This window comes from Spirosoma arboris (assembly GCF_009754945.1).
Taxonomy (GTDB): domain Bacteria; phylum Bacteroidota; class Bacteroidia; order Cytophagales; family Spirosomataceae; genus Spirosoma; species Spirosoma arboris.
Genome location: NZ_WPIN01000009.1, coordinates 208915 through 233225, shown reverse-complemented (window position 1 = coordinate 233225; position 24311 = coordinate 208915). Strand labels below are relative to the sequence as shown.

Here is a 24311-nt window from a genome sequence, read left to right as displayed (position 1 = left end):
GGTTTAGATTCAAAGGTCACGGAGATAAATTAGGTAGTGATTTAGTATGACCCCGACGGGGTCAGATGTGTATAGAAAGGTCATTATCCCTATAAACATTTGACCCCGTCGGGGTCACACTAAATTACGAATGATTGACTTCAAATTTATTCGATCACTAGATGTCACATCAATACACATACCCTTAATTATGAATAATCTACGCAAAATCGGAACAACCCTTTTCTTCGTATTAGCCACCTTGTTAGTACGTGCCCAAACACCGGCTCAAGTCTTGCCATCGTTCGATAAAGTAATTGCCAGTCCCCACGTGAGTATTGTATTGGTTGCGGGTGAACAGGAAAATATTCAGTTGCAGTACCAGAATATTGAGCCCGAGAAAGTGAATTATTCCGTTCAGAATAAAACCCTCAGCATCTACCTCGACGACGCCCGAATTACGGTCAAGAACCGGAAATGGAAAGATGGTGATATGGAATTTACAAGACCGATTTACGATAAGAGCGTAAAAGTAACCGCTTACGTAACCTACCGAAGCCTAAAAGCCCTGCAAATACGGGGCGAAGAAGAAGCCACCTGTCAGAGTGATCTACGTAGTGATTCATTCAAACTAAAGGTATACGGTCAGGCCACGGTTAATCTGGCAGGCTTAACAGCGAATAACCTCAAAGTCAGTCTGTACGGAGAAAACAAAGTAACGATCCGATCGGGCAAGGCAGCCAACCAGCAATATCGCATCTACGGTGAAAATAAACTCGATACGGAAAGCCTGATCGGCGAGCGGGTTTCCGTTCATTCGTATGGCGATAGCCAGTTGAACGTTTATGCCTCCAATCGAATCGGCGTAATGGCATTCGGCGAATCTGACATCAAGTACGCGGGTGATGGCAACCTGCGCAAAGGACTGGTAATCGGCGAAGTAACAATCCGTCGAGCGGAATAATAAATGCGAGGAGCCGGGTGCACGGAGCGGGGGTTTGCTAGTCCCCGCTCCGTGCACCCGGCTCCTAGCCCAAATAACACTCCCATGCTCCGTTCCTATCTCAAAATTGCCTATCGGAACCTGATCCGAAACAGAACGTTCTCCACCATTAACATCGTGGGACTGGCATTGGGTATGGCCTCCAGCCTGCTCATTTTCCTCTGGATTCAGGATGAACTGAGCATTGGAAAGCAGTATGCCAATGGCAACAATCTGTACCGGGTCATGGAGAATGAAATTGCCGACGGGCGGATTGTTACGGACGAGGATACGCCAGGAATCTTATCCGATGAACTCAAGCGGCAGTTTCCTGAGATTGTTCACGCGGCTGGATTCTCGTCGAAGGAGGGGCACGTAGTAAGCGTTGGGAATAAAATAGCCCGGCAAACAGGGCACTTTGCCGGTGCCGACTGGTTCAAGATGTACAACATTCCGTTGCTGGCGGGCACGGCAGCTGTGGCTCTCAACGCGCCCAATAATGTGGCTATCTCCCGAAAACTGGCCGAAACCTATTTCGGGAATCCACAAGCTGCGTTAGGCAAATCGGTTCGCTTCGATAATAATACAGATTTTCAGGTGACGGCGGTATTCGAGAATTTGCCCAACAATTCGCTCGATAAATACGATTATCTGCTTAACTGGGATCTCTTTTTAAAGCACAATCCGTGGATTAACGTATGGGACAATGCCGGGCCTGATACGCGCATCGAACTTCGGCCAGATGCTGATCCGGCTAAAGTAAACGCCAAACTTAAAACATTCCTGAGAGGTCGAAACAAAGACATTAGCCCCACGTACGACATTCAGTTATTCCTACAACCCGAGACCGAAGCGTATCTGTATTCCAATTTTAAAAACGGTATTCGCGATGGGGGGCGCATCGAATATGTACGGCTATTTGCCATTGTCGCGGTGTTTCTATTGCTCATTGCCGGGATCAATTTTATGAATCTGGCTACGGCACGTTCTACAAAACGAGCGCGGGAAGTCGGGGTTCGAAAAGTGGTAGGCGCCGAACGAGCCTCCCTAATTGGGCAGTTTATGGGCGAAGCCCTCCTCCTGACGATTCTGGCACTTGTACTGGCAGTTGTGCTCGTCAATCTACTTCTCCCAACATTCAACCTACTGACCGACAAACAACTGGTTCTTCCTCTACAGCAGCCCTCTTTCTGGGCCTTATTAGCCGGATTGCTAGTCGCCACAAGTAGTCTGGCCGGAAGTTATCCCGCCCTGTTTCTGTCTTCGCTCAACCCTGTTCGGGTACTAAAGGGGACGCTACGTTTTGGTGCGGGCGCACAGTTATTTCGGCGTGGCCTGGTAGTCTTTCAGTTTGTTTTATCGATGCTGATGATTGTAGGCACGGTGGTCATTTACAAGCAGCTTCAGTACATCCAAACGAAGAATTTAGGCTACGACCGCGAAAATCTAATCAGTATCCCCGGCGAAGGTGAGTTAGCTCGAAACTATTCAACGTTTAAGCAGGAGTTACTTCGACTAGCTGGCATTCAGACCGTTACCCATGCGCTCACCAATCCATTGCAAAACGGAAACACAACTGATGGAGTAGAATGGCCAGGCAAAGATCCGAACAGTGCCATTCAGTTCAACAATACCGTAGTTGGGTATGACTATGCCAAAACCCTGAAACTGAAGTTAATCGAAGGCCGCGATTTCTCGCCAAACTTTGGTACCGATTCAAGCAATTACCTAATCAATCAGTCGGCCGCCAAACGGATGGGGTATAAAGACCGGATCGCCGGATCGCCCATTGGTCAACCACTCTCATTTGGCAAGAAACCAGGAAAGATTGTCGGGCTGATTGAAGATTTCCACTTCAACTCACTGCACGTACCTATCCGCCCGCTCATTATTCGTCTGGGAGAGAATTGGTCCCCAAACAACATTCTGATACGCACTCAACCCGGTCAGACAAAGCAGGCATTAGCCAGTATCGAAGCTCTTTGTAAGAAATTAAATCCAAAGCTTCCGTTTACGTATTCGTTCATAGATGCCGAATACCAGAAACTTTACAAAAGCGAAACAGTCGTTGGTACGTTAGCAACCATTTTTGCATGCATGGCCATCTTCATTGCCTGCTTGGGCCTATTTGGGCTGGCCGCTTTCACAGCAGAACAGCGCACAAAAGAGATTGGTGTACGGAAAGTCCTGGGCGCATCTGTGGCGAGTATTGTGGGCTTACTTTCCGGAGATTTTGTCAAGCTGGTGCTGATCGCCATCGTCATTGCCTCACCCCTGGCCTGGTACGTGATGAATCAGTGGCTACAGGATTTTGCCTATAAGATCGACATCGAGTGGTGGGTATTCGCGCTGGCAGGTACATTGGCAATAGGTATCGCACTGCTAACAATAAGCTTCCAAAGCGTCAAAGCTGCTCTAATGAATCCAGTGAAGAGTTTGCGAAGCGAGTAATCTGACCGTGCGGGCGACCCCGCCAGGATTTTTATGATTTTACTGACCGACTTTGATTTTGTCTATTAAACTGATTTTGTTTTCGAAGAAAGCTGAATTCACAAAATCAAAGTCGGTCAGTAAAATCATAAAAATCCCGGTTCAGACATTGTCCGCACTCGTACGAAAAAGTGTCCGCTATCGGACAACCGATTTCTTCATATATAGAGAAGATATTGATATACAACAACATACACGCTTGGCACGATGATGGAGGGAGTAATTCTACTTACCTCAAATTCTACGCAATTTCTGCCGTTTTATGAAAACGCTCTTTACTCTGTTGCTACTCTCGATTGGTTTCGGTGCAGTAGCCCAACGGTCGTCCAGTAAAAATATCACGACCGATGGTCGGGAGCTTCGTATTCGCGTTGATATTGAACAACAGGGACGCTCAGTCCACTATAATCGTTCGTTCGATATCGAAGACATGGATAAGAGCGAAATAAAAGCGCTGGAAAACCATATCATCGACTCACTGGATCGGTTTGTTGATAATCAATCGAGTGAACTAATCATTGACCGGAAACACGAAGCACGGGCTAGAAAAAGACAGACCGACGTACAGGTAACCTCCTATTCTCGTTCAGATGAGCCATCACGTGATCGGATGGAAGCGAATTCCAGTTCTTCTCTGTCTCCCAGCGATGTAGCTCCAACGTCGGTGTTGGTTAAAGAAGACAAAGAAAACGGTCGGCTTTGGATGCAGTACTCCTTCGAGAAAGATGGCGAAGAGCTGATTATCGAACGTACGGCCAATGTGCTCGGCAAATCAGAGCGCGAAAAACAAGCCATCATCAAAGAAACCGAACGCAGTTTCGGTATCAAGACCGGTAATCAATAGCATTGGCACTGAAAAAAGAGGCATAAGGCTTTAAATTCACCTTATGCCTCTTTTTTTATGCCCTATTCTCAACAAATGATCTATCAAAACTATGCTTCTCAACTACCTTAAAATCGCATTTCGCAACCTGAGCAAAAATCGCGTGTTTTCGCTCATCAATATTGCTGGAATGGCCCTTGGTATTGCGGCTTTCGTTCTGATTCTGGAGTACATTAGCTTCGAAAAAAGCTACAATCAATTCCACCAGAATCTGGCCAATACGTATCGTATACTCCTGCAACACAAGGATGGCAAGTCCGACGATTATGTGCCTTCGGCCATCGCGACGACCCTGAAAAAGCAGTTTGGTGAAGTTAAAGCGGTTAGCCGTATCACGTCTGTTCAGCAGGGTATTGTTACCGTACCGGAGGCTGGTAAAACGCAGGCTATACGATCATTTCGGGAAACAAACTCGCTAACCGTCGATGGCGATTTCTTTCGCATCTTCTCATTTCCGGTGGTAGCAGGTTCGTCATCACTATACCAGCCAAACACGGTTGCCCTTTCGCAGACAAAAGCACGAACATATTTCGGTGCAGAAAACCCGATTGGTAAAATATTGACCCTGAATAGCCAGTTTGGCAAATTGCCCTACACGATCGTAGGCGTTTTTGCCGACGTTCCGGCAAATTCCGATTTGCAGTTCGATATGGCGTATTCGCTTAGTACGCTCGAAAGTGACGCCAATCGGAATGGCAATGACTGGGCGCGATTAGATAATTGGGAAGGTGCTTTTTCGCAAACATTCGTTCTGCTTGATCCACAAGCCGATCCTGTTGCGTTTCAGGCAAAAGCGAGTGAATTGATTTCGAAAGCGCGGCCTAAAGCAACCGAAACAGCCAGCGTACAACCGCTTACGTACATACACCTTGGTGATGGCTTAAGCGACACCCGACCAACCAGCGGTAAAGTTGGCTTTGTCTACATGTTGGGCGGCATTGCCTTCCTGATTCTGGTAATTGCCTGGCTCAATTACATTAATCTATCGACAGCGGGGGCCTTAAAACGAGCCAAAGAAGTTGGTGTTCGAAAAGTAGTTGGCGCGAATCGGGGGCAAATTATCGGTCAATTTCTGGGCGAGTCTCTGCTTCTAAATGCGCTGGGTTTAGGTCTGGCGATCCTGCTGATTACCTTACTCCAGGAACCGTTTAACCAATTGATTGACAAAAACTTATCATTAAAATCAATTAGCCAGAGTCCATTATGGATTGTTGGAGCCGGAGCCGTTTTGCTGGGCGCGATTGCTTCAGGGAGTTATGCTGCCTTTGCGCTGTCAGGTTTTCCAGTAATTAGCATCGTAAAAAATGCCTTTGTTCGGTCGGGGCAAGGTGTTCGGGTGCGGCAGACGCTCGTTGTTTTCCAATTCTCTATTTCGATTGTGTTGATGGTGGCCACAGTCGTTCTGTACAAGCAATTATCGTTCATGCAGAATCAGAATCTAGGCATGAACCTCAAGCAATTGCTGGTCATTAAAGGTGCTGAAGTGGGTGCCGATTCGACCCGACGAGCCGGAAAAACTGCCTTTCGCAATGAACTAGCCAGTCTGCCGTATGTCGATGGTTATTGCAATTCGGGGAGTGTGCCCGGTGGCTGGTATAATTTCAATTCCGATGGTGTTACGCGCCTGAATCCGGTGCCCGGCGACGAAAAGAAAAGCTACGCATTTACCTATAGCGATGATCGTTTTCTGCCAACCTACGGTATCACCCTGGCTGCCGGGCAAAATTTCACGCCCGAAATGTGTGCCAAAGGAACGGATGCCAACCGGGTGCTGATCAATCAAAAAGCGGCTAAATCACTTGGTTTTGCATCAGCACAGGACGCGGTTGGACAGAAAATAAAGTTTGGCAATGAACTGGAAGTGATTGGTGTCATCAATGATTACCATCATCAGTCGCTCCAACAAGCTATCGAACCCCTGATTATTTTTCCCGGCTATCCCAACTCGAACTATACTGTTCGACTGGCGACGGACAACATGCAGGCCAAGGTTGGCGAGCTGGAAAAGCTCTACAAGCAGCTATTCCCAGGCAATCCGTTCGAGTATTATTTCGTCGATGAACACTATAACAAACAGTACCAGACCGAGCAGCAATACGGTTCCATTTTTACGCTGGCATCGAGTCTGGCCATTCTGATTGCCTGTCTGGGTTTATTTGGATTAGCCGCTTATGCGACGGAACAACGTACCAAAGAAATTGGAGTTCGTAAGGTGTTGGGCGCATCGGTAGGCAGTATCATCACGCTCTTATCTAAAGATTTCCTGAAGCTGGTTGCCGTCGCTATCCTCATTGCATCGCCCATAGCGTGGTACGCCATGAACAATTGGCTCCAGGCGTTCGCCTACAAAATCAACATCGAATGGTGGATGTTTGCCCTCGCCGGTTTGCTGGCCGTCGGCATTGCGTTGTTAACCGTGAGTTTGCAAAGCGTAAAAGCCGCGCTTATGAATCCGGTGAAGAGTTTGCGGTCCGAATAACGTAGAGACGCAATCCCTTGCGTCTCTCCTCATGCGTCAGCAATTAGTACCCAAATACAGAAAACCATTCGGTTAAAATCCATTCGGGAGAGTAGACGCAAGGGATTGCGTCTCTACATTACCTCCCGAACAATTTCGTCAAATTTCTTCCCTTTATCACCCGGTAATCTTGCCGAAAACTCCTGCTCAACACCCTTCAACAGCTTAATACACAGTTGAATATCGTCGTCGGCCATGTTATGGAGCATCATGCCGGCCAACTGACTGATTTTCTGTCGGCAGATCGCGATGACGGCGAGTCCTTCTTCTGTTAATTCCACGCGCTTCGAGCGTCGGTCTTCAGTATCGTCATACTCCCGGATAAAGCCACGGCTTTTCAGGCGATTCAACATATCGGTTCCGCTCGAAAGCTCCATCAGATTACTGTAGATGATCTCTGTCTTCCGGGGATTTTTCGCCTGACTAATGTGCATCAGCAGCCCAAACTCTTCCAGTTGATTGACGCCCGTACCCTCCAAAGCGGCATAGGCATATACCATGTTTAGCTTGTTAACTCGCCCAATCAGACGTAGCAACTGACCGTTGGGATGCATGGGTAGCGGCCCACTTGCCATCGGTTTATCCGTAGCCGTAGCCGCTTCACGCTGCTGAATAAGCTGATATCGGCAGAAATCTTCGATACTGGCATCTGGATGCTTCTCCTCAAACTCCCCCCACAAATTGACTAAGGCTACGGTTTTATTCACAGTTAGTTCGTTTTCGTAGCAAAAATAAAAATAATGCTTCGGGTTTATTTTAATTACGTAAGCGTTGTACATTCACAAAAACAATTACGAAAACGAAGTAATAACATGAACACATCAACTCAAACACCCTTATCCATACTGGTTTTCGGCGCAACGGGTGGTACAGGAAAACAGTTTGTCGAACTAGCTCTGGCAGCGGGTCATCGGATTACAGCCATCGTTCGAAATCCAGCTACGATTACGCAACAGCACCCGAATCTGCGGGTTGTCCAAGGCGACTCAATGGAGCTTAATACATTCGCGGCAGAAGTGGATGGACACGATGCGGTTGTATCTTGTCTGGGGGTCAAGAAGCTAAAACCCACAACCGTTTATTCAGTTAGCGTTGCCAACATATTGAAGGCTATGCAGGGAACAACCGTTAAACGACTGATATGTATCTCATCATCTGCCATTGAGGTTAGTCCAAAACTACCCTGGGCATTGCGTATGCTCACGAAATACGTTCTGTCACGGATATTCAAACACATATACGCCGATACCCGACTGATGGAGCAAATCTTAAAACAAAGCTCTGTCGACTGGACATCGGTACGCCCACCCCGACTTATAGATAAGCCGCTGACGGGAACGTATCGCTACGCCATCAATGATTATTTAGTGAGATGTTTCCAAATTAGCCGTGCTGATCTGGCTTGTTTTATGCTGGATCATATTACTGATACACAGATGATTCGAGCAGTGGTTGAAGTAGCGAATTGATGTTGGTACGCCATTAGAAAAAAAAATTTACTTTTTTCTGTAACCTTCCCAATTTCGCACGGTTTCCAGTCCAAATAACAGTAAACAACGACATAAATTCGGTTGAGCTCTCTGACAGACAACGCGCTGATGCTGCAGGTAAAGGCAGGCAATATGGATACGATGGGCTTGCTCTTCGAGCGATACAATCGTCCCTTACTCGGCTTTCTTTTCCACATGACAAATCAGCGCGAAGCCAGCGAGGACATGGTGCAAACTGTGTTCTACAGAATGCTCAAGTATCGGCATACGTTCACGGGTGATGGTGAGTTTAGAAGTTGGATGTACCATCTGGCCCGGAACGTACTGGCCGATCATAGTAAACAGAACAAACGTTCGTCGCATCAGTACGATCTGGCCGATGTAGCCGAACGAATTGGAGGAGGACCAGCCGCCGATGAGCATGTACAGAAAGAACAGGAACTGGATATGCTGCATCGGGCCATGGCGAAGTTAAGTGCTGAGAATCGCGAAGTACTGGTACTGAGTCGATTTCAGGAATTAAAGTACGAGGAAATTGCGCGGGTGCTGAATACGACGGAGGGAGCGATAAAAGTGCGGGTACACCGGGCGATGAACGAGTTAAAGAAAATTTATCTGACGATTGAGAATGGAAAAATTGCCAATAAACTGTGAACAGACGACAAACCAGCTAACCGACTGGCTAAGCAACCAATTACCGGATGCTGAACGGGTGAGTCTGGAAGCTCATCTGGCGCAGTGCCCAGCTTGCCAGGCAGAAGCCGATTCGACCCGGCAGCTTTGGCAGCTCATGGGAAACCTGCCCACGCCGGAGCCTAGTCCAATGGCACGGGTTCGGTTTCAGGCGATGCTGGATACGTATAAGGAAACCGTTACCGAAAAACAGGAAAGCATATTTGATCAGATACTAGCGAAATTACGGGAGCTTTGGGTTCCCCAAAACGCACTCCGACTGGCCTATAGTCTTATTCTGTTAACTGTTGGTTTGGGTGCCGGTTATTGGATAAACCACGCCAACTCACCAACGGTAGCTTACAAACAACAGATTGACACGCTCTCAACGCAGGTGCAGGAAATGCGCCAGATGATGATGCTCTCGTTGCTGGAAAATCCATCTGCTTCTGAGCGACTCCGGGCTGTGAGTTATACCGAAGAAATCAATCAGACAGATGGGCGAGTAATTGAAGCCTTACTGACTACACTCAACAACGATGATAATGTGAATGTGCGCCTGGTTACGCTGGAAGCGCTCGCCAAACTGGCCGATAATGCAAAAGTCCGCGAAGGTTTGGTACTGTCCATCACGCAACAGGAATCACCATTAGTTCAGTCAGCGCTGGCGGATGTGATGGTGAAACTACAGGAGAAACGATCCGTCAAGCACCTTCGGGAATTGCTTCGAAACGACAACCTGAACGACTTAGTCAAAGGCAAAATCGAGCAAAGTATCCGGGACTTGTCCTAATATTCTTTTTTGTCATCCCGACGCAGGAGGGATCTTCGGAATAGTACGCTTTAAGATCCCTCCTGCGTCGGGATGACAAAAAACAAAAACCTTAAATCCAAACAACAACGATGAAACTGTTTATTATCCCCGTACTGGCGGGGTTGGTGCTCTCTTGTGCCCAAACGCCGGCAACTGCTCAGGAATTTAAAGAGCATGTTAGTAAAGAATTTACCGTATCGAAGGCCGCAACGGGTGCGCTGGCTATTTACAACGTCAATGGCTTTATTAAAGTCGAAGGCTATTCGGGCGACAAGGTCGTGATAGAGGTGGATAAGTCCATTACTGCCAAAAACAATGAGGATCTGGAAATCGGCAAAAAAGAATTCCAGCTTCAGTTCGGCCAGCAGGGCGACAGCATTGTGGCCTATATCGCCGAGCCCTTCGATTCACGTCCCCGACGGAGCCGAAACCGGAACAACTGGAATAATAACGACCGGGATGTTGACTATGATTTTACACTCAATTTCACGGTGAAAGTCCCAAACCAAATGAACCTTGTCGTGTCGACGGTTAACCGGGGCAATGTGACGGTCAAAGACGTTAACGGAACACTCAGAGCGCGTAATGTAAATGGAGCCATCACGCTGACGAACATAAAAGGCACGACAGACGCCCACACCATCAACGGAAATCTCGACGTCGATTATGTAGCAAATCCACCCGAAAACTCGTCCTATTACACGCTCAACGGAAATATCAATGTGAGTTACCCGGCCAATCTATCGGCTGATCTGCAATTCAAGACATTCCAGGGCAAGTTTTTCACCGATTTCCCTAATACAGAGGTTTTGCCAGTGCAGGCGATTAAAACGACTGAGCACAACGGTGAAGGAACGGTCTACAAGCTCAACAAAAACATCGCTATTCGAATCGGCAATGGCGGTAAGACCTTCAAGTTTGAAACATTTAACGGAAGCATTTACATTAAAAAACAATCCTAATGAAAACTAGTAATTTGACAATTGGACTCCTGTTCATCGGGCTGCTCGCTACCCGCCCATTAGCAGCTCAGAATGAAGTGAAAGAGCAATTAGTCGTTCCCTTAAGCGACCCATCGAAGCCAGGCAATTTGCGCGTAGGCCTTATTAATGGCTCTGTTCACGTAGTTGGTTACAGCGGCAAAGACGTAGTAATCGACATTGTGGCCAGCCCAAAACGCGGACGACGCGACGATGATGATGACCGCTCTGATCGAAATTCCAACGGCATGAAACGCATTGCAACGGGCTTGCCGCTCGACGTTAGTGCCGAAGAGAAAAACAACAACATAAACGTCAACGCCAATACAACCAGACAGACTATTGACCTGACGATTAAAGTACCTCAGCGTTTTTCGATGAAGGTGAGTACCATCAATAATGGTACGATTGAAATCGAGAACGTGAGCGGTACCCTGGAAGCAACGAACGTAAACGGCTACATCCACATGACCAACGTTTCCGGTTCTGTTGTGGCAAATACGGTAAATGGAAACCTGATTGCCAGTTTCAAATCCATTGATTCAGATACGCCCATGGCATTCTCTACGTTGAACGGCAATGTCGATGTAACCTTCCCCGCCAGCGTAAAAGCGAACAGCAAACTCAAATCTGATCGGGGCGATATTTATAGCGATTTCGACATTGATGTCGATAAAAACCAGCCCAAAGTGAACCGTACTAACCAATCGGGTATGTATCAGGTGAAGATTGATGATTGGGTGTACGGAAAAATCAATGGTGGTGGCCCCGAAGTCATGATGAAGAACATGAACGGGAATATTTACATCCGCAAAGCGAAGTAAATTTAAATTGAACGACACTTTGTGTGACCCCGACGGGGTCAGATGTTTATAGCACTGATGATCATTCTATAAACTTTTGACCCCGTCGGGGTCACACAGTGAGTAAATTATTGAAGTCGTATCCTCGGTCTGTGTCCTCACAGAACGCTTTAGGCAGGGATAGTCACAGGCGTTCTGTGAGGACACAGACCGAGGATACCAAGCAGACAATCTCCTGCTAATCAATACAATAAAAACCTGATCGGGTTTTACTAATCAACATTTATGCGTAACCAACACCTCATTCTTGCTCTCTGTTTTTTCGCGCTCACAACCGAATTAGCCTCTGGGCAGGTGAAGCCATCCACGGAAAAAGCCAACCCTGAAACGGCCATTCGGCAGTTGGGAACAGCCTTCGTTCAGGAGAAAACACACGTAGGTTTGTCGATTGGCATTGTCCGAAATGGGAAGACCACTTTCTACAATTTCGGAACGACGGAGAAAGGCAAAGATCAGGTGCCTACGCAGAATACGATTTACGAAATTGGCTCGATCAGTAAAACGTTTGGGAGTCTTCTGCTAGCCCAGGCCGTCCTCGAAAAACGCGCCAAACTTGACGATGATATCCGCCAATACCTTGACGGTGATTACCCGAATCTGGCCTATGAGGGCAAACCTATCCGACTGGTCAATCTGACTAACTGGACATCTGAATTACCGGACAATTTTCCTGACCAGCCTGATCGTTTCAAAGAGGTTAGTCCCGATTCTGTTCCGTTTCGGGTTGTGAATGAGTTGACTCACTATACAAAACAGGATTTCTTTAACGATCTGCGCGCAGTAAAGCTCAAAGCAGCTCCCGGTCAGAATCCGCGTCATTGCAACGTAGCGGCTCAATTAGTAGGCTACATTCTGGAAAAAATCTACCAGATGCCTTACGAAGAGTTAATCAGAACAAAGATCGAAGAACCGCTCCAGATGCGTAATACCTTTGGGTCAGCCTCCTCTTCTGATCTGTTTGCCAAGGGTTATAACGGAAAAGGCAATCCGATGCCCGAATTTACCATGAAAGCGATGCAGGCTGCTGGCGGACTTCGTTATAGCGCTACTGATCTGCTGAAATACGCAGCCTATCAGTTAGACGAACGGAACAAAGCGGTGCAATTAACCCATCAGCTAACCTGGGGTAATTTCGACAATCAGGCGTTTGGGCTGAACTGGTTTCTCCATAAAACCATCGATAGCAAACGACAGGTTGAGCATTCGGGTGGTACGTTCGGCTTTGCCAGTTTCTGCGACTTATATCCCGATCAAAAGGTAGGTCTTGTGTTACTCGCCAATGATGCCGATCAGGAAACGCAGTATCGACTCGGCGAGTTGTCTAAAAAGATTATGGAAGTCTTCTACGGCGAACCAATCGCCCTGACGATGCTGACCAATGAGCTGAAAAAGCGAGGTTATGGACAGACGATCAACGTAGTAAGGGATGTTCGGAAGAAACATCCCGAACTTCACCTCACCGAAAATTATGTGAACGGCTGGGGCTACTCGCTGGTTGGGCAGAACAAATTACAAGAGGCCATTGAAATCTTTAAGCTGAACGTCAGTTTGTTTCCTAAAGGCTGGAATACGTACGATAGTCTGGCCGAAACTTACGAGCGCATCGGCAACCGCAAGCTGGCCATCGAGAATTATAAGCAGTCGCTGTCGTTGAACCCACAGAACACAAATGCCACCGATTATCTCAAAAAAATTGGTGAACTAACTGAAAAGTAGCTCGCTCCAAAGGGCGAACTGCTACTGGAAACAGAAATAGTTTCATTCTTAAGACAACGCACGCAACCCGCGTGCGGGAAACTGCATCTTTACTGCAAACAGCAAGCCTCTAAACCAGACTACTCCCTATGAATGCCTGGCTCATCTCTGCATTTTTACTCTTTCCATACGGACTTATCAATCCAAAGCGGTCCATTGCAATCCCGACATTGCTGAAGAAAGCGTTGACCGATAATCCATTGAAGACATCAGTCGATACGATTGTTGAACAGGCAGCTCAACAGTTCATGACGGCACCCGAATCCGTAGGACTTTCGGTAGGTATTTTTAAAGATGGTCAAACGTACGTATATAACTACGGTACGGTTGAAAAGGGCAAACAACAACTTCCGACCAGCCAGACGATATACCCGATCGCGTCAATTAGCAAGACATTTACAGGGGCCTTGCTCGCGCAGGCGGTTGTGGAAAAGAAAGTAAAACTAGGCGATGATATTCGTAAATACCTGACGGGCAATTATCCAAATCTGGAATATGCAGGGCAGCCAATCCGGCTCTTTCATTTGCTCAATCACCGATCAGGCTTACCGTTCCTGCTGCCTGATGTTCCGGATGCGTTTGCCAATACAGCGATACCTTCATCGGCAATTGCCACCGAACTCCTCCAAAACTATACCCGAGCTGATTTCTATGAAGACCTGCATAAGGTGAAACTGGATGCTATGCCGGGCCATATGTTTAAGTACTCCAATGCGGGCGCTCAGTTACTGGGTTATATTTTAGAGCGAGTATATAACCTACCGTTCGAGAATCTTGTACGCCTGAAACTGACCCAGCCGCTGGCCATGGACGACACAAAAATTGAGCTGACACCTTCGGAGCAGGTTAGTTTCGCAAAAGGCTATAATTGCACCGGCGTGCAGATGCCACCGATCCCGGATCAACTTCAGGGAGCTGGCGCACTGAAATCGACCGTGGCCGATATGCTGAAATACAGTCAATGGAATGTTAAAGAAGAGACCGAAGTGGCAAAACTAGCTCACCGGCCAACCTGGGGCGATATTGATCGCTACTCGGCAGGGTTGAACTGGCAAATGCTGAAATCATCGGGTTATCGGGCTATTTGGCAAGACGGCAACATCCCTGGCTACAGCAGCTTATGCGTCAACTATCCCGAATTGAATATGGGCATTGTCGTTCTCTCCAACGAATGTGATCGCAAGACAGCTTCCCGAATCACAGCCCTAACGAACCAGGTTGCCAAAGCACTTGATGAGCGGGCCGTTGTCTTGCCTAATTGATCGATTTCACCTCACGGCAGCGGCCGACTGTCCCCAGTCCCTCTCCTGTTTTCAGGAGAGGGGAGCAGTCTCGTCCTTTTTTTAGCCTCTCACCTAAAAATCTAATAAAGAGCGAGATCTTATTCTCGCGAGTCACCCCTCTCCTGTTTTAGGAGAGGGGCCGGGGGTGAGGTGGCCCCTGTGGCGAGGTAGCAACTCTATATATCAAACCTCCCTTCTCCTAAATCCTCTCCTTCCACTATGTTTCGCAACTACCTCAAAATCGCCTGGCGGAATCTGCTCCGCAGTAAGTCTTTTTCGGCCATTAATATTCTTGGCTTGTCGGTGGGTATGACTTGCTGCATGCTATTGGTGCTCTATATCCGCAGCGAACTTTCATACGATAAGCACCATCAATACGCTAATGATCTGTATCTGGTGAAAAGTAAAACAACGGAGTCAACCGGAGTCGAAACAGAAAATCCCCGAGAACCGTCGCTTTACGCAGCCGCCCTCAAAGCAGAATTCCCTGAAGTGGAACAGGTAACCCGATTGAAGACAAATTTCAGTGAAAGCAAAATCATGCTTCAGGTTCGGCAACCCGGCCAACCTACGCAATCCTTCTACGAAACCAATGGGTATCAGGCCGATTCGACATTCTTCGATCTGTTTACCTATCAGTTTACTGAAGGCGACTCAAAAACTGCATTGCAGGATGTTCATTCCGTTGTGTTGTCGGAGGACGTGGCGCACAAGTTGTTTGGCGATGTCCCAGCGCTCAACAAACTGATCCAGATTAACGGCTCAACGGGCAATGGCGAAACCTTTAAGGTCACGGGCGTATTCCGCGACGAGAGCGCCCGTTCGCACATCGACGCGCGCTTCTTCGTACCCATGAGCGCTGGTTGGGTGGGGCACTTCTTGCGGGAGAACGAGCAGAATTTCTACTACAACAATATGTTCTATACGTACCTGCGCTTAAGGCCGGGCGCCGATGCAGAACAGTTGAATAGAAAACTGCCCGCCTTCATCGAAAAGTATGCCCGAGAAGGACTTAAGAGTGCAGGGATGGACAAGAAGATTTCGTTAGTTGCCGTACCGGATTTGCACCTGCATGGACAAATTCGGGAGGTTGTGACACCAACAAGCAGTGTCACGTACCTCTACATACTGGCATCGATTGCTCTGTTCACCTTGCTAATTGCCTGTATCAACTTCATGAATCTGGCTACGGCTCGCTCAGCCAAACGAGCTGCCGAAGTAGGCATTCGCAAGGTGATGGGTGCCGGACGTGGCGGCTTAGTTCGGCAATTTCTGGGTGAGTCGATGGTACTGACTTCACTGGCATTAGTCATCGCCATTGGGCTTGTTGCGCTGCTTCTGCCCGTATTTAATCAGTTAGCGGGCAAGTCGTTAGCTTTCTCAACGCTCATCGAACCAAAGACAATTGCGGCCTTTATCACGTTGGCGCTATTGACTGGCTTACTAGCCGGAAGTTACCCCGCCTTTTATCTGTCGGTATTCAATCCGGTCGAGGTGTTGAAAGGGCGATTTGCCAATTCTATTTCCGCCACAACACTACGTCGGGGGCTGGTTGTGTTTCAATTTGTGATTTCGATTGGGCTGGTTCTGTCAACGCTGGTTATTCAGCAGCAAATGAAGTTTTTGCGTAATCAATCCCTGGGCTTTACCAAAGATCAGCAGTTGATTATTCCCATGCGTAGCGACGACTCCCATAAAGCGTACCCAACCCTGCGGGATGAAATTCAGCAGATCAGTCAGGTTACGGGTGCCGCCGGTGCTAAATTTTATCCCGGCATTTTAAGCCCGAATGACGTGGGCCTCTATCGGCCTGATCAAACTACGAGTCAACAGCAGTACGTGAAACTGAACTTTGTAGACCAGGGCTTCATGCAACTTATGGGATTCAAGGTAGTAAAAGGTCGACTGTTTTCGCCCGCTTTTCTGGCCGATACCAACCAGCGAACCATTGTTAACGAAACTACCCTGCGTAAACTGGGCGTTCCCTTGTCAAAAGCGATTGGTTATAAGCTCAATTTTGGGGAGGAAGGGCATCGCTCTTTTCTGGAAGTAGTGGGCGTAATCAGAGATTTTCATTTCGAAGACCTGCACCATTCCATTGAACCATACGCGTTTCTGCTGAATAATTCGCCCAATTACAATTACCTGATCGTTCACGTCAACACTGCTCAGGCCAACGATGTACTTGCTCTGGCCGAACGAAAATGGAAAGCGCTACTGCCCAACGACCCGTTTGAATACAGTTTTCTGGACGAAGATTTCCAGAAAAATTATCAGGCAGATGCCCGCACTTCGGGTATTGTAAGCTACTTCACCTTCATTGCCATTCTGATTTCGTGCCTGGGTCTATTCGGGCTGGCGGCTTTTGCCGCGCAGCAACGTACCAAAGAGATTGGCGTTCGGAAAGTGCTGGGTGCCAGCGTTGGTAGTATTGTTACGTTACTGTCTACAGATTTTGTAAAACTAGTTGGCATTGCCATCGTTATTGCCTCTCCCATTGCCTGGTACGCGATGAATAGATGGCTACAGGGCTTCGCGTACAAGGTTACAATCGAGTGGTGGCTGTTTGCTCTGGCGGGTTTACTGGCCATGGGCATTGCGCTGTTGACGGTCAGCTCCCAGGCGATAAAAGCCGCTCTGGTCAATCCAATCAAGAGTTTGCATTCGGAGTAGGCTTTTTCGGCTAACTGGCATCTCGTGCGTGAACCGTTTAAAGTCGCAGCTCGAACGAGTATATCTGAAGTGGAACTGCGTAGCCTGGAATGATATACCGCGCGTATTCGTTGGGGGATTATTCATTAACGCCTGGAATGCCATTCCGGGATACGCTCATGACCACTCGCGTGCTGCTGCTGACGCCACCCTTTACTCAGTTGAATACACCCTACCCCGCTACTGCCTACCTGAAAGGTTACCTAAACACCCTTTCTATGGCTGATGGTGGCTCGGTGGTGGCGCATCAGGCAGATCTGGGTATTGAAACGATCCTGAATCTTTTCTCCAAAAAAGGGCTGACAGACCTATTTGCGACAGCCTCCACAGTAGCTGATCTGAGCGAAAACAGCCAGCGAATGTTGCGGCTACGAGCCGATTATGTAGCAACGATTGAGCCAACGATCCGTTTTTTGCAGCACCGAAATCCCACGCTGGCTCACGCAATTGCCGACCGGAGTTACCTGCCCGAAGCCTCCCGTTTTGCCGAGGTCGATGAACTAGACTGGGCCTTCGGGACTATGGGGCTCCACGATAAAGCACGCCATCTGGCCACCCTCTATCTGGAAGATATTGGCGATTTACTGGCCGAAGCCATTGACCCACATTTTGGATTCAGCCGATACGCCGAACGGCTGGGTCGAACCGCTACCCATTTTGATGATCTGCAGGCTGAACTGACGGCACCCGATACACTAGTTGGCAAAACGCTGTTGCGTCTGCTGGATCAGAAAATGATTCAGTATCAGCCAACGGTGGTTTGTTTGACAGTGCCATTTCCGGGAAATCTGTTCGGCGCATTGCTATGCGGACGACATTTGAAGCTGCACTATCCGGCTGTTCGGGTGGTATTGGGCGGAGGCTATGCCAATACCGAACTCCGCAGTCTGCGTGAACCGCGCCTGTTCGATTACGTGGATTTCGTGAGTTTGGACGATGGCGAAGCACCCCTGCGCTCGTTGCTCGAACATCTGCGTGGTCAGCGGGAAGCTGCCAAACTGAAACGGACATTTATGCGGGTAGATGGAAAAGTGGTCTATCAAAATGGTGCCACCGACCGGGATGTAGCCCAGCGCGATACCGGCACTCCCGATTATGCCGATTTGCCCCTCAACGATTATCTGTCGGTAATTGAGGTAACTAATCCCATGCACCGGCTGTGGAGCGATGGCCGCTGGAATAAGCTAACCCTGGCCCACGGCTGCTACTGGGGCAAATGCTCGTTCTGTGATATATCCCTCGATTATATTGCCCGATATGAACCGCTCACTGCCGGGCTGCTCTGCGACCGTATTGAAACCATTATGGACCAAACCAGACAGAACGGTTTTCACTTTGTGGATGAAGCTGCTCCACCTGCCCTCATGCGAGATCTGGCGCTGGAAATTCTGCGCCGGGGGCTAACGGTGGTTTGGTGGACTAACATCCGGTTCGAGAAAGCATTCACGGCCGATTTGTGCCAACTGCTCAAACTGTCGGGTTGTATTGCCGTTTCCGGTGGGTTGGAAGTGGCGTCGGATCGATTGCTGGAACGGATGAAGAAAGGCGTGACCGTGGCGCAGGTGGCTCGTGTGGCCAATCACTTCACCACCGCTGGCATTATGGTTCATGCCTATCTGATGTACGGTTTTCCGACGCAAACTGCCCAGGAAACCATCGATTCCCTGGAAATGGTGCGGCAGTTGTTTGCCATCGGGGTGGTTCAATCCGGCTTCTGGCATCGATTTGCGATGACCGCTCACAGTCCGGTGGGCCTCCATCCGGCCGGTTTCGACGTACAGCGCATCGGCCCTATTGATGGTCCCTTTGCCGACAATGATCTTGACCACGCTGATCCGCTGGGGGCCGACCACGACCGTTTTTCCAAGGGTTTGCAGAAGTCGCTGTTCAATTACATGCATGGCGTCGGGCTGGAAATGCCACTTGCCAGTTGGTTTACATTCCGGGTACCACCTACTACCGTACCACCCGATTACATTGAAACTGCTATTGCCGATACCACCGAAGACCTACTGCGCAGTCATGCGCTGGTGGTCTGGCCAGGTCACGCACCCACGCTGACCGTGGTGGAACCACGCCGGGGACGTCGATCGTCCCCGCAGAAAAAATCTGTGCCACAAGCAGAACTAACTTTTGCCCGACGGCAGGATGATCTGGTGCTGGATCTACCCTTGACAATGGGCCAATGGCTGATGCAGCACTGGCCACAACTTAGCCTGAACGCACCAGAACCATTGACCCTCCAACAAGTACGAACCACGTTTGAGCAGGCTGGCCTGGGCAGCTTCGTCGCCTTTCAGCAAACCGAAGATTGGGCGGATTGGCGTACGGCAGGGTTGCTAGTGCTATAAATCAGCCCGATTCTCTTTCGCATAAAACCGTCTGTAGACTGAAGGAATGACGCTAAATACGTTAAATTGGCCGTACTAATCTTCTGTTTCAACTTGAAAATTTCAGCGGAGATACCGGTTCATCATTTGCCTCAAACGGACTTTTACGCGTCCTATACAGATGGAATTAAGCTGGGCGAGTTTGGCATTAGTCACCGGATCGATTTCTTCGCAATAATCTGGTTCCTGGAAGATGCAGGATTACATTATATCGATTTTGATCCATACCCGATCAAAAAGAATATGGTGTATCTGGTAGCTCGTAATCAGGTACATTCACTTCCGGGAGATGCGCCTAATACCCGGACAATTATCTTTTCCAAACGTTTTTTTGATAGCATTGAGGAAGATGACCTCCGTTTTTTATTCGCACCGTTTAACAATGCGGGCATTAGCCTACCCAATGAACTGGTTGAACCATTGACTCATCTGTTTGAGCTGATGCAACTAGAGAGCAAACTGCAACAGGGAAACCGATTGCTTCACCTATACACGAACGCTTTTCTTGTACACATTCTGCGACTGAGCCATAATTCTGAAGCAACGGACGCCTATCAGGACGAGCGCATGCGTAAATTGTTTGAACTCATCGGCAGCCATTACAAAACGCAGAAGTTTGCCAGCTTCTACGCGGACCAGATTGGCCTTACTGCCAGGCGTCTCAATCAACTAGTGAAAGAGAAACTGGATTTGTCGGTTAGCCAGCTTATTTACAATTACACGCTCATTGAGGCTAAACGTGAGATTAGCCACAGCGTTAAGTCATTTAAAGAAATCGCGATAGAGCTTGGCTTCCGGGAACAATCCTATTTCAGCCGTTTTTTCAAAAAACAGACCGGTCTCTCTCCGGAGCGTTTCCGACAGGAAAATCCTTAACTGGTACTTTCCTCCATTTCCAGATAGTGCTATTAGAGGCACCAATTGTAACATCGATTTCAGAAGCCATTTTACCGGTTTGGGCGTTCTACTAACAAATAAATAGTAGTAATCATGTCTCTTTTAAATGGTAAAGTTGCCCTTGTAACCGGAGCTGGTTCAGGTATAGGCAAACAAGTAGCGTTAAAGTACGCGGCCGAAGGTGCCAAGGTTGTTGTTAGTGATATTGTAGAAAAAGGTGGTAACGAAACGGTTGCCGAAATCATCGCGGCAGGTGGTGAAGCCTTTTTTGTTAAGGCAGATACCAGTAGCCCAACAGACAACGAATTGTTGGTGCAACAAACCCTTGAAAAATACGGCGCGTTGCACATTGCCTGTAACAACGCAGGCGTTGGCGGACCAACCATTCCAACAGGTGAATATCCGCTGGATGGCTGGGACAAAGTTATTCAGATAAATCTTTCGGGTGTGTTTTACGGGATGCGCTACCAACTACCGGCCATTCTTCAATCGGGAGGTGGCACTATCGTTAATATGGCCTCCATACTGGGCAAAGTTGGGTTTGCCAATTCAGTAGCCTATGTAGCTGCTAAACATGGAGTTATCGGTTTAACCGAAACGGCAGCGGTCGAATATGCCGCAAAAGGAGTTCGTATCAATGCCGTTGGTCCGGGCTTTATAAAAACTCCACTCGTGGAAAGCTCAATGGACCAGGCCTCAAGAGATGCGCTGATCGCCTTACATCCGATCGGTCGCTTAGGCGAATCTGCCGAAGTTGCCGAATTAGTCCTATGGCTAAGTTCTGACAAGGCTTCGTTTGTTACAGGCTCCTATTACAATGTCGATGGCGGCTATTTAGCTCGTTAGCAGCTATTGCAACTAAACAACAAGACCACATTGGCGTAAAGCGGCTTGATCGGGAAATCAAGCCGCTTCTGTATGCTATGGGCCGTATTTGAGAATCATTCAGCTAGTCAAGCGTTCAACAGTCACGTCTGATTGGTTTTAGAAAAGACCCGTTTTAAGTTAATCCCGAAATATGTTTACTCTTTGAATTATAATGGGTAGATATTGGCTCCATTATTGTTTATAAGTAAACCGTTGAATACATAAGTTACATCCAAATTCTAAGTGACTTATTGTTTTTTATCAAGTCTAAACAATAAACTAGACCTTAATTAATTTACCCATTACGAAAACACAAAAACGTCATTCAGCGGTACTGGATTGTATTTTTCACCAACCGCTAGTCTTTTTTTGTCTCGTCATGGCTTTATGATTATTTCTAGAATGACGTTTCCCCGCTTCGTAGTCTCAAAGGCATCTAATCGTGTAGACTGCCTTAAATTCGGCAATCGTATAGAGGGAAAACTTATCGGCTTCTGATTGATTATATATTTCTGAATGAAACTATGATAAATTCACTATTAACTCGTTGGAATTACCTTTTGACTTCCTGTCAAACCTACTTTACTCACTGGAAAAAAAATCAAGCACAGGAATACCGCATGGATAGTACATGGCCAGGCGAGGCCGACGAGATTGATCAAGACCAGACGTCTGACGTTTGGCAGGATACGAAACAACCCAGCCAGCCATCGGGTATCGTGCATGAGTGGAATAATACTATATTACTTGGCAACTAAACCGGTTATATCCAGCTGGTTCTGGTCATAAATTTCATTTTAATGCTGTTTCCTGGAATCGTAATTTACGACCAGCAAGTGATTGGCATTAACCTTAAGCGTTAGCTAGAAATCATTCAGAAATTCTCCATTTTTTTATAGGAATTTTCTTGTCCGCTTACGAACGTGGGGTGTCCGATTTCGGACACCCCACGTTCGTTTTTACTACATAACTCGCTAATTAATAATCTATTACACTACTGGTATAACATTTGGGCAGTTTATAAGGTATGAGTTAAATGTGTATACAGTCAATCACTTATTCTTGTCCTTAAACTATGTCATACATCGCCATTCCCATCTCTTCGCTGCCTGGCAAACAGGACATCGAAATCGACGTGACCATCAACGGTCAGAAACAGGCGCTACACTATCGTGTAGAACTATTTTACTGGGGCGACTGCCGGGTGCCAACATTTGACCGGGTAGAGTGTATTCGTCAGCTATTAGCTGACTACGACCAGGACTGGACGCTTTATTATATTGGCTCCCCAACGGATGAGTTCGTTCCAATTACATTCGTCAAACGAGAAGACCTGGTCAAACAGCGAACGTTACTCAGAGCCAGATAATGGCTTGGAATTTAGCGCCCAATGGACGTTAAATCAGCTTAATTTTGCGCTTACCCATACGACCAGATTCGCAAAAGTTCCATCTTTAACCTTTGGGTTAACTCATGAAAGCGATCTGGGCATTTTGGGGCGTATTCCTATGGTTTCTGAATCAACCAACGCAGGCACAGCAGGGTCTGAAGGGAGAGTACTATACCGGAACGAATTTCGAGCATAAAGTTTTTACGCGAATTGACCCCGCCATCAGTTTCAATTGGGCAAACCAGAATCCGGGACCGGGTATCTCTCGATCCTATTATTCCATTCGCTGGACGGGTAAACTGTTGGCTCCTGTTTCGGGGGCTTACACATTCAATGCGAAAGTAGATGATGGTATCCGGGTTTGGGTTGGCAATAAACAAGTAATTGATGCCTGGCAGTTGAATGATTCGAAGTATTTCAGCGGCCGCGTTATTCTGGAAGCCGGGAAGTTCTACGATTTGCGGGTCGATTATTTTAACGATTTGCTGGAGGGGGAAATCGACTTGTTATGGGTGCTGCCTAATGCACCAAAAACCATTTTCAATGGGGTAAACAATCCCGGCGAGGCAATAACGGCCCAGCATTTCTTTCAAAAAGCAGCGCCAGAGCGAGTCACATTAATCAGAAAACCAGCCAAATCAATTCCTCTTAAGCCGAAGCCAGTTCCCGTTGCCAACGTTATTCCAAAGCCCCCTAAACCGATTACTCCTAAACCTACCTTTAGTTCGCCCTTGCCGCTGGCCAAAAAGCCAGTGGCAAGGACGAAGCCTGTAGTAGACACGGTCGCAAAAGCAGTTGTACCAGCAATGTCAACGCCTAAACCGTTCGAAGACCACAAGCCGGGCGAGACCTTTGCCCTACGTCAGGTTCAGTTTGAGCAAAGTAGCTATGTGTTATTACCGGGATCAGCAGCAGAACTGGATCAACTTGTGATCGCCCTCAAGGAAAATCCGCTCTGGCGCATTGAGGTAGCGGGGCACACTGATAACGTCGGCGATCCAAGACTGAATCTGGCGTTGTCAGAAAACCGGGCTAAAGTTGTCACGAATTACTTAATCAGGCACGGCATAGCCGACAACCGTCTTACAGCAACAGGATATGGCGGCACGCGCCCCATTGCTAACAATGCGACTGAAAGCGAACGGCCAAAAAATCGACGGGTAGAGATTACAATTCGATAGCATTTATTAACCACAGAGCCACAGAGATATATTGAGTTGAATTAAATAACCGCCGAATCGAATTGATAACCAGTATCAGCCCACTGCTTTAGCTGTGGGGCGATAAAAGTGGTCCTGTAGAAACAACCGTTTCAACGGTTTCAATTCCCGATAAACCGTTGAAAC

The 24311-nt window shown here is 47.8% G+C and carries 19 protein-coding genes; 18 read left to right on the top strand and 1 reads right to left on the bottom strand.

Translation table 11 applies throughout. The features are described 5' to 3' along the window. Positions 1 to 190 precede the first annotated feature (190 nt). From GO755_RS23630 to GO755_RS23615, 4 genes are all read left to right on the top strand, one after another. On the top strand, positions 191 to 943 hold the full coding sequence (locus tag GO755_RS23630) for a GIN domain-containing protein (RefSeq protein WP_198174907.1): 753 nt from the start codon (positions 191 to 193) through the stop codon (positions 941 to 943). An 84-nt stretch (positions 944 to 1027) separates the two neighbouring features. Then, positions 1028 to 3412 (top strand): ABC transporter permease, encoded by a 2385-nt coding sequence (locus GO755_RS23625; protein ID WP_157587763.1) that lies wholly within the window; start codon positions 1028 to 1030, stop codon positions 3410 to 3412. A gap of 301 nt (positions 3413 to 3713) precedes the next feature. Next, positions 3714 to 4295, top strand: coding sequence for a hypothetical protein (locus tag GO755_RS23620; protein ID WP_157587762.1), 582 nt, complete (start codon positions 3714 to 3716; stop codon positions 4293 to 4295). Between the two features lie 91 nt (positions 4296 to 4386). After that, the gene (locus GO755_RS23615) at positions 4387 to 6813 is read left to right on the top strand and encodes an ABC transporter permease (RefSeq protein ID WP_157587761.1); all 2427 of its coding nucleotides are present in this window, start codon (positions 4387 to 4389) and stop codon (positions 6811 to 6813) included. A 113-nt stretch (positions 6814 to 6926) separates the two neighbouring features. Here GO755_RS23615 and GO755_RS23610 read toward each other — a convergent pair whose 3' ends face one another. Then, positions 6927 to 7559: a MarR family winged helix-turn-helix transcriptional regulator gene (locus GO755_RS23610; protein WP_198174906.1), complete on the bottom strand. Its 633-nt coding sequence runs from the start codon at positions 7557 to 7559 to the stop codon at positions 6927 to 6929. Positions 7560 to 7664: 105 nt separating this feature from the next. On the opposite strand from GO755_RS23610, the gene GO755_RS23605 reads away from it, so the two are divergent. The 14 genes from GO755_RS23605 to GO755_RS23540 all read left to right on the top strand — a co-directional run bounded on the left by GO755_RS23605 (position 7665) and on the right by GO755_RS23540 (position 24146). Further along, positions 7665 to 8321, top strand: coding sequence for an NAD(P)-dependent oxidoreductase (locus tag GO755_RS23605; protein ID WP_198174905.1), 657 nt, complete (start codon positions 7665 to 7667; stop codon positions 8319 to 8321). Positions 8322 to 8450: 129 nt separating this feature from the next. Next, complete coding sequence (locus GO755_RS23600; protein ID WP_157587877.1) at positions 8451 to 8996, top strand: RNA polymerase sigma factor; 546 nt, start codon at positions 8451 to 8453, stop codon at positions 8994 to 8996. Continuing rightward, positions 8971 to 9807 (top strand): HEAT repeat domain-containing protein, encoded by an 837-nt coding sequence (locus GO755_RS23595; protein WP_157587758.1) that lies wholly within the window; start codon positions 8971 to 8973, stop codon positions 9805 to 9807. Before GO755_RS23600 ends, GO755_RS23595 begins: the two co-directional genes overlap by 26 nt. A gap of 110 nt (positions 9808 to 9917) precedes the next feature. Beyond that, a complete protein-coding gene (locus GO755_RS23590; RefSeq protein ID WP_157587757.1) occupies positions 9918 to 10790 on the top strand; it encodes a DUF4097 family beta strand repeat-containing protein in 873 nt (290 codons plus the stop codon). Continuing rightward, positions 10790 to 11632, top strand: coding sequence for a DUF4097 family beta strand repeat-containing protein (locus GO755_RS23585; protein ID WP_157587756.1), 843 nt, complete (start codon positions 10790 to 10792; stop codon positions 11630 to 11632). The genes GO755_RS23590 and GO755_RS23585 overlap by 1 nt, the downstream gene beginning before the upstream one ends. A 264-nt stretch (positions 11633 to 11896) precedes the next feature. Further along, entirely contained in the window at positions 11897 to 13387 is a 1491-nt protein-coding gene (locus GO755_RS23580) for a serine hydrolase (RefSeq protein ID WP_157587755.1), read from the top strand. 128 nt (positions 13388 to 13515) lie between these two features. Further along, positions 13516 to 14688 carry a serine hydrolase domain-containing protein gene (locus GO755_RS23575; protein WP_157587754.1) on the top strand — a complete coding sequence of 391 codons (1173 nt, stop codon included), beginning with the start codon at positions 13516 to 13518 and terminating at the stop codon, positions 14686 to 14688. A gap of 240 nt (positions 14689 to 14928) precedes the next feature. After that, positions 14929 to 17382 carry an ABC transporter permease gene (locus GO755_RS23570; protein WP_157587753.1) on the top strand — a complete coding sequence of 818 codons (2454 nt, stop codon included), beginning with the start codon at positions 14929 to 14931 and terminating at the stop codon, positions 17380 to 17382. Positions 17383 to 17540: 158 nt separating this feature from the next. Further along, positions 17541 to 19772, top strand: coding sequence for a B12-binding domain-containing radical SAM protein (locus tag GO755_RS23565; protein WP_157587876.1), 2232 nt, complete (start codon positions 17541 to 17543; stop codon positions 19770 to 19772). 93 nt (positions 19773 to 19865) lie between these two features. Continuing rightward, the gene (locus GO755_RS23560) at positions 19866 to 20687 is read left to right on the top strand and encodes a helix-turn-helix domain-containing protein (RefSeq protein WP_227687058.1); all 822 of its coding nucleotides are present in this window, start codon (positions 19866 to 19868) and stop codon (positions 20685 to 20687) included. A 114-nt stretch (positions 20688 to 20801) separates the two neighbouring features. Next, positions 20802 to 21554 (top strand): SDR family NAD(P)-dependent oxidoreductase, encoded by a 753-nt coding sequence (locus tag GO755_RS23555; protein ID WP_157587752.1) that lies wholly within the window; start codon positions 20802 to 20804, stop codon positions 21552 to 21554. A gap of 545 nt (positions 21555 to 22099) precedes the next feature. Beyond that, positions 22100 to 22333: a hypothetical protein gene (locus GO755_RS23550; RefSeq protein ID WP_157587751.1), complete on the top strand. Its 234-nt coding sequence runs from the start codon at positions 22100 to 22102 to the stop codon at positions 22331 to 22333. A 317-nt stretch (positions 22334 to 22650) separates the two neighbouring features. Further along, on the top strand, positions 22651 to 22944 hold the full coding sequence (locus tag GO755_RS23545) for a hypothetical protein (RefSeq protein WP_157587750.1): 294 nt from the start codon (positions 22651 to 22653) through the stop codon (positions 22942 to 22944). 104 nt (positions 22945 to 23048) lie between these two features. After that, positions 23049 to 24146, top strand: a complete 1098-nt coding sequence (locus GO755_RS23540; protein WP_157587749.1) for a PA14 domain-containing protein — start codon at positions 23049 to 23051, stop codon at positions 24144 to 24146. Positions 24147 to 24311 lie beyond the last annotated feature (165 nt).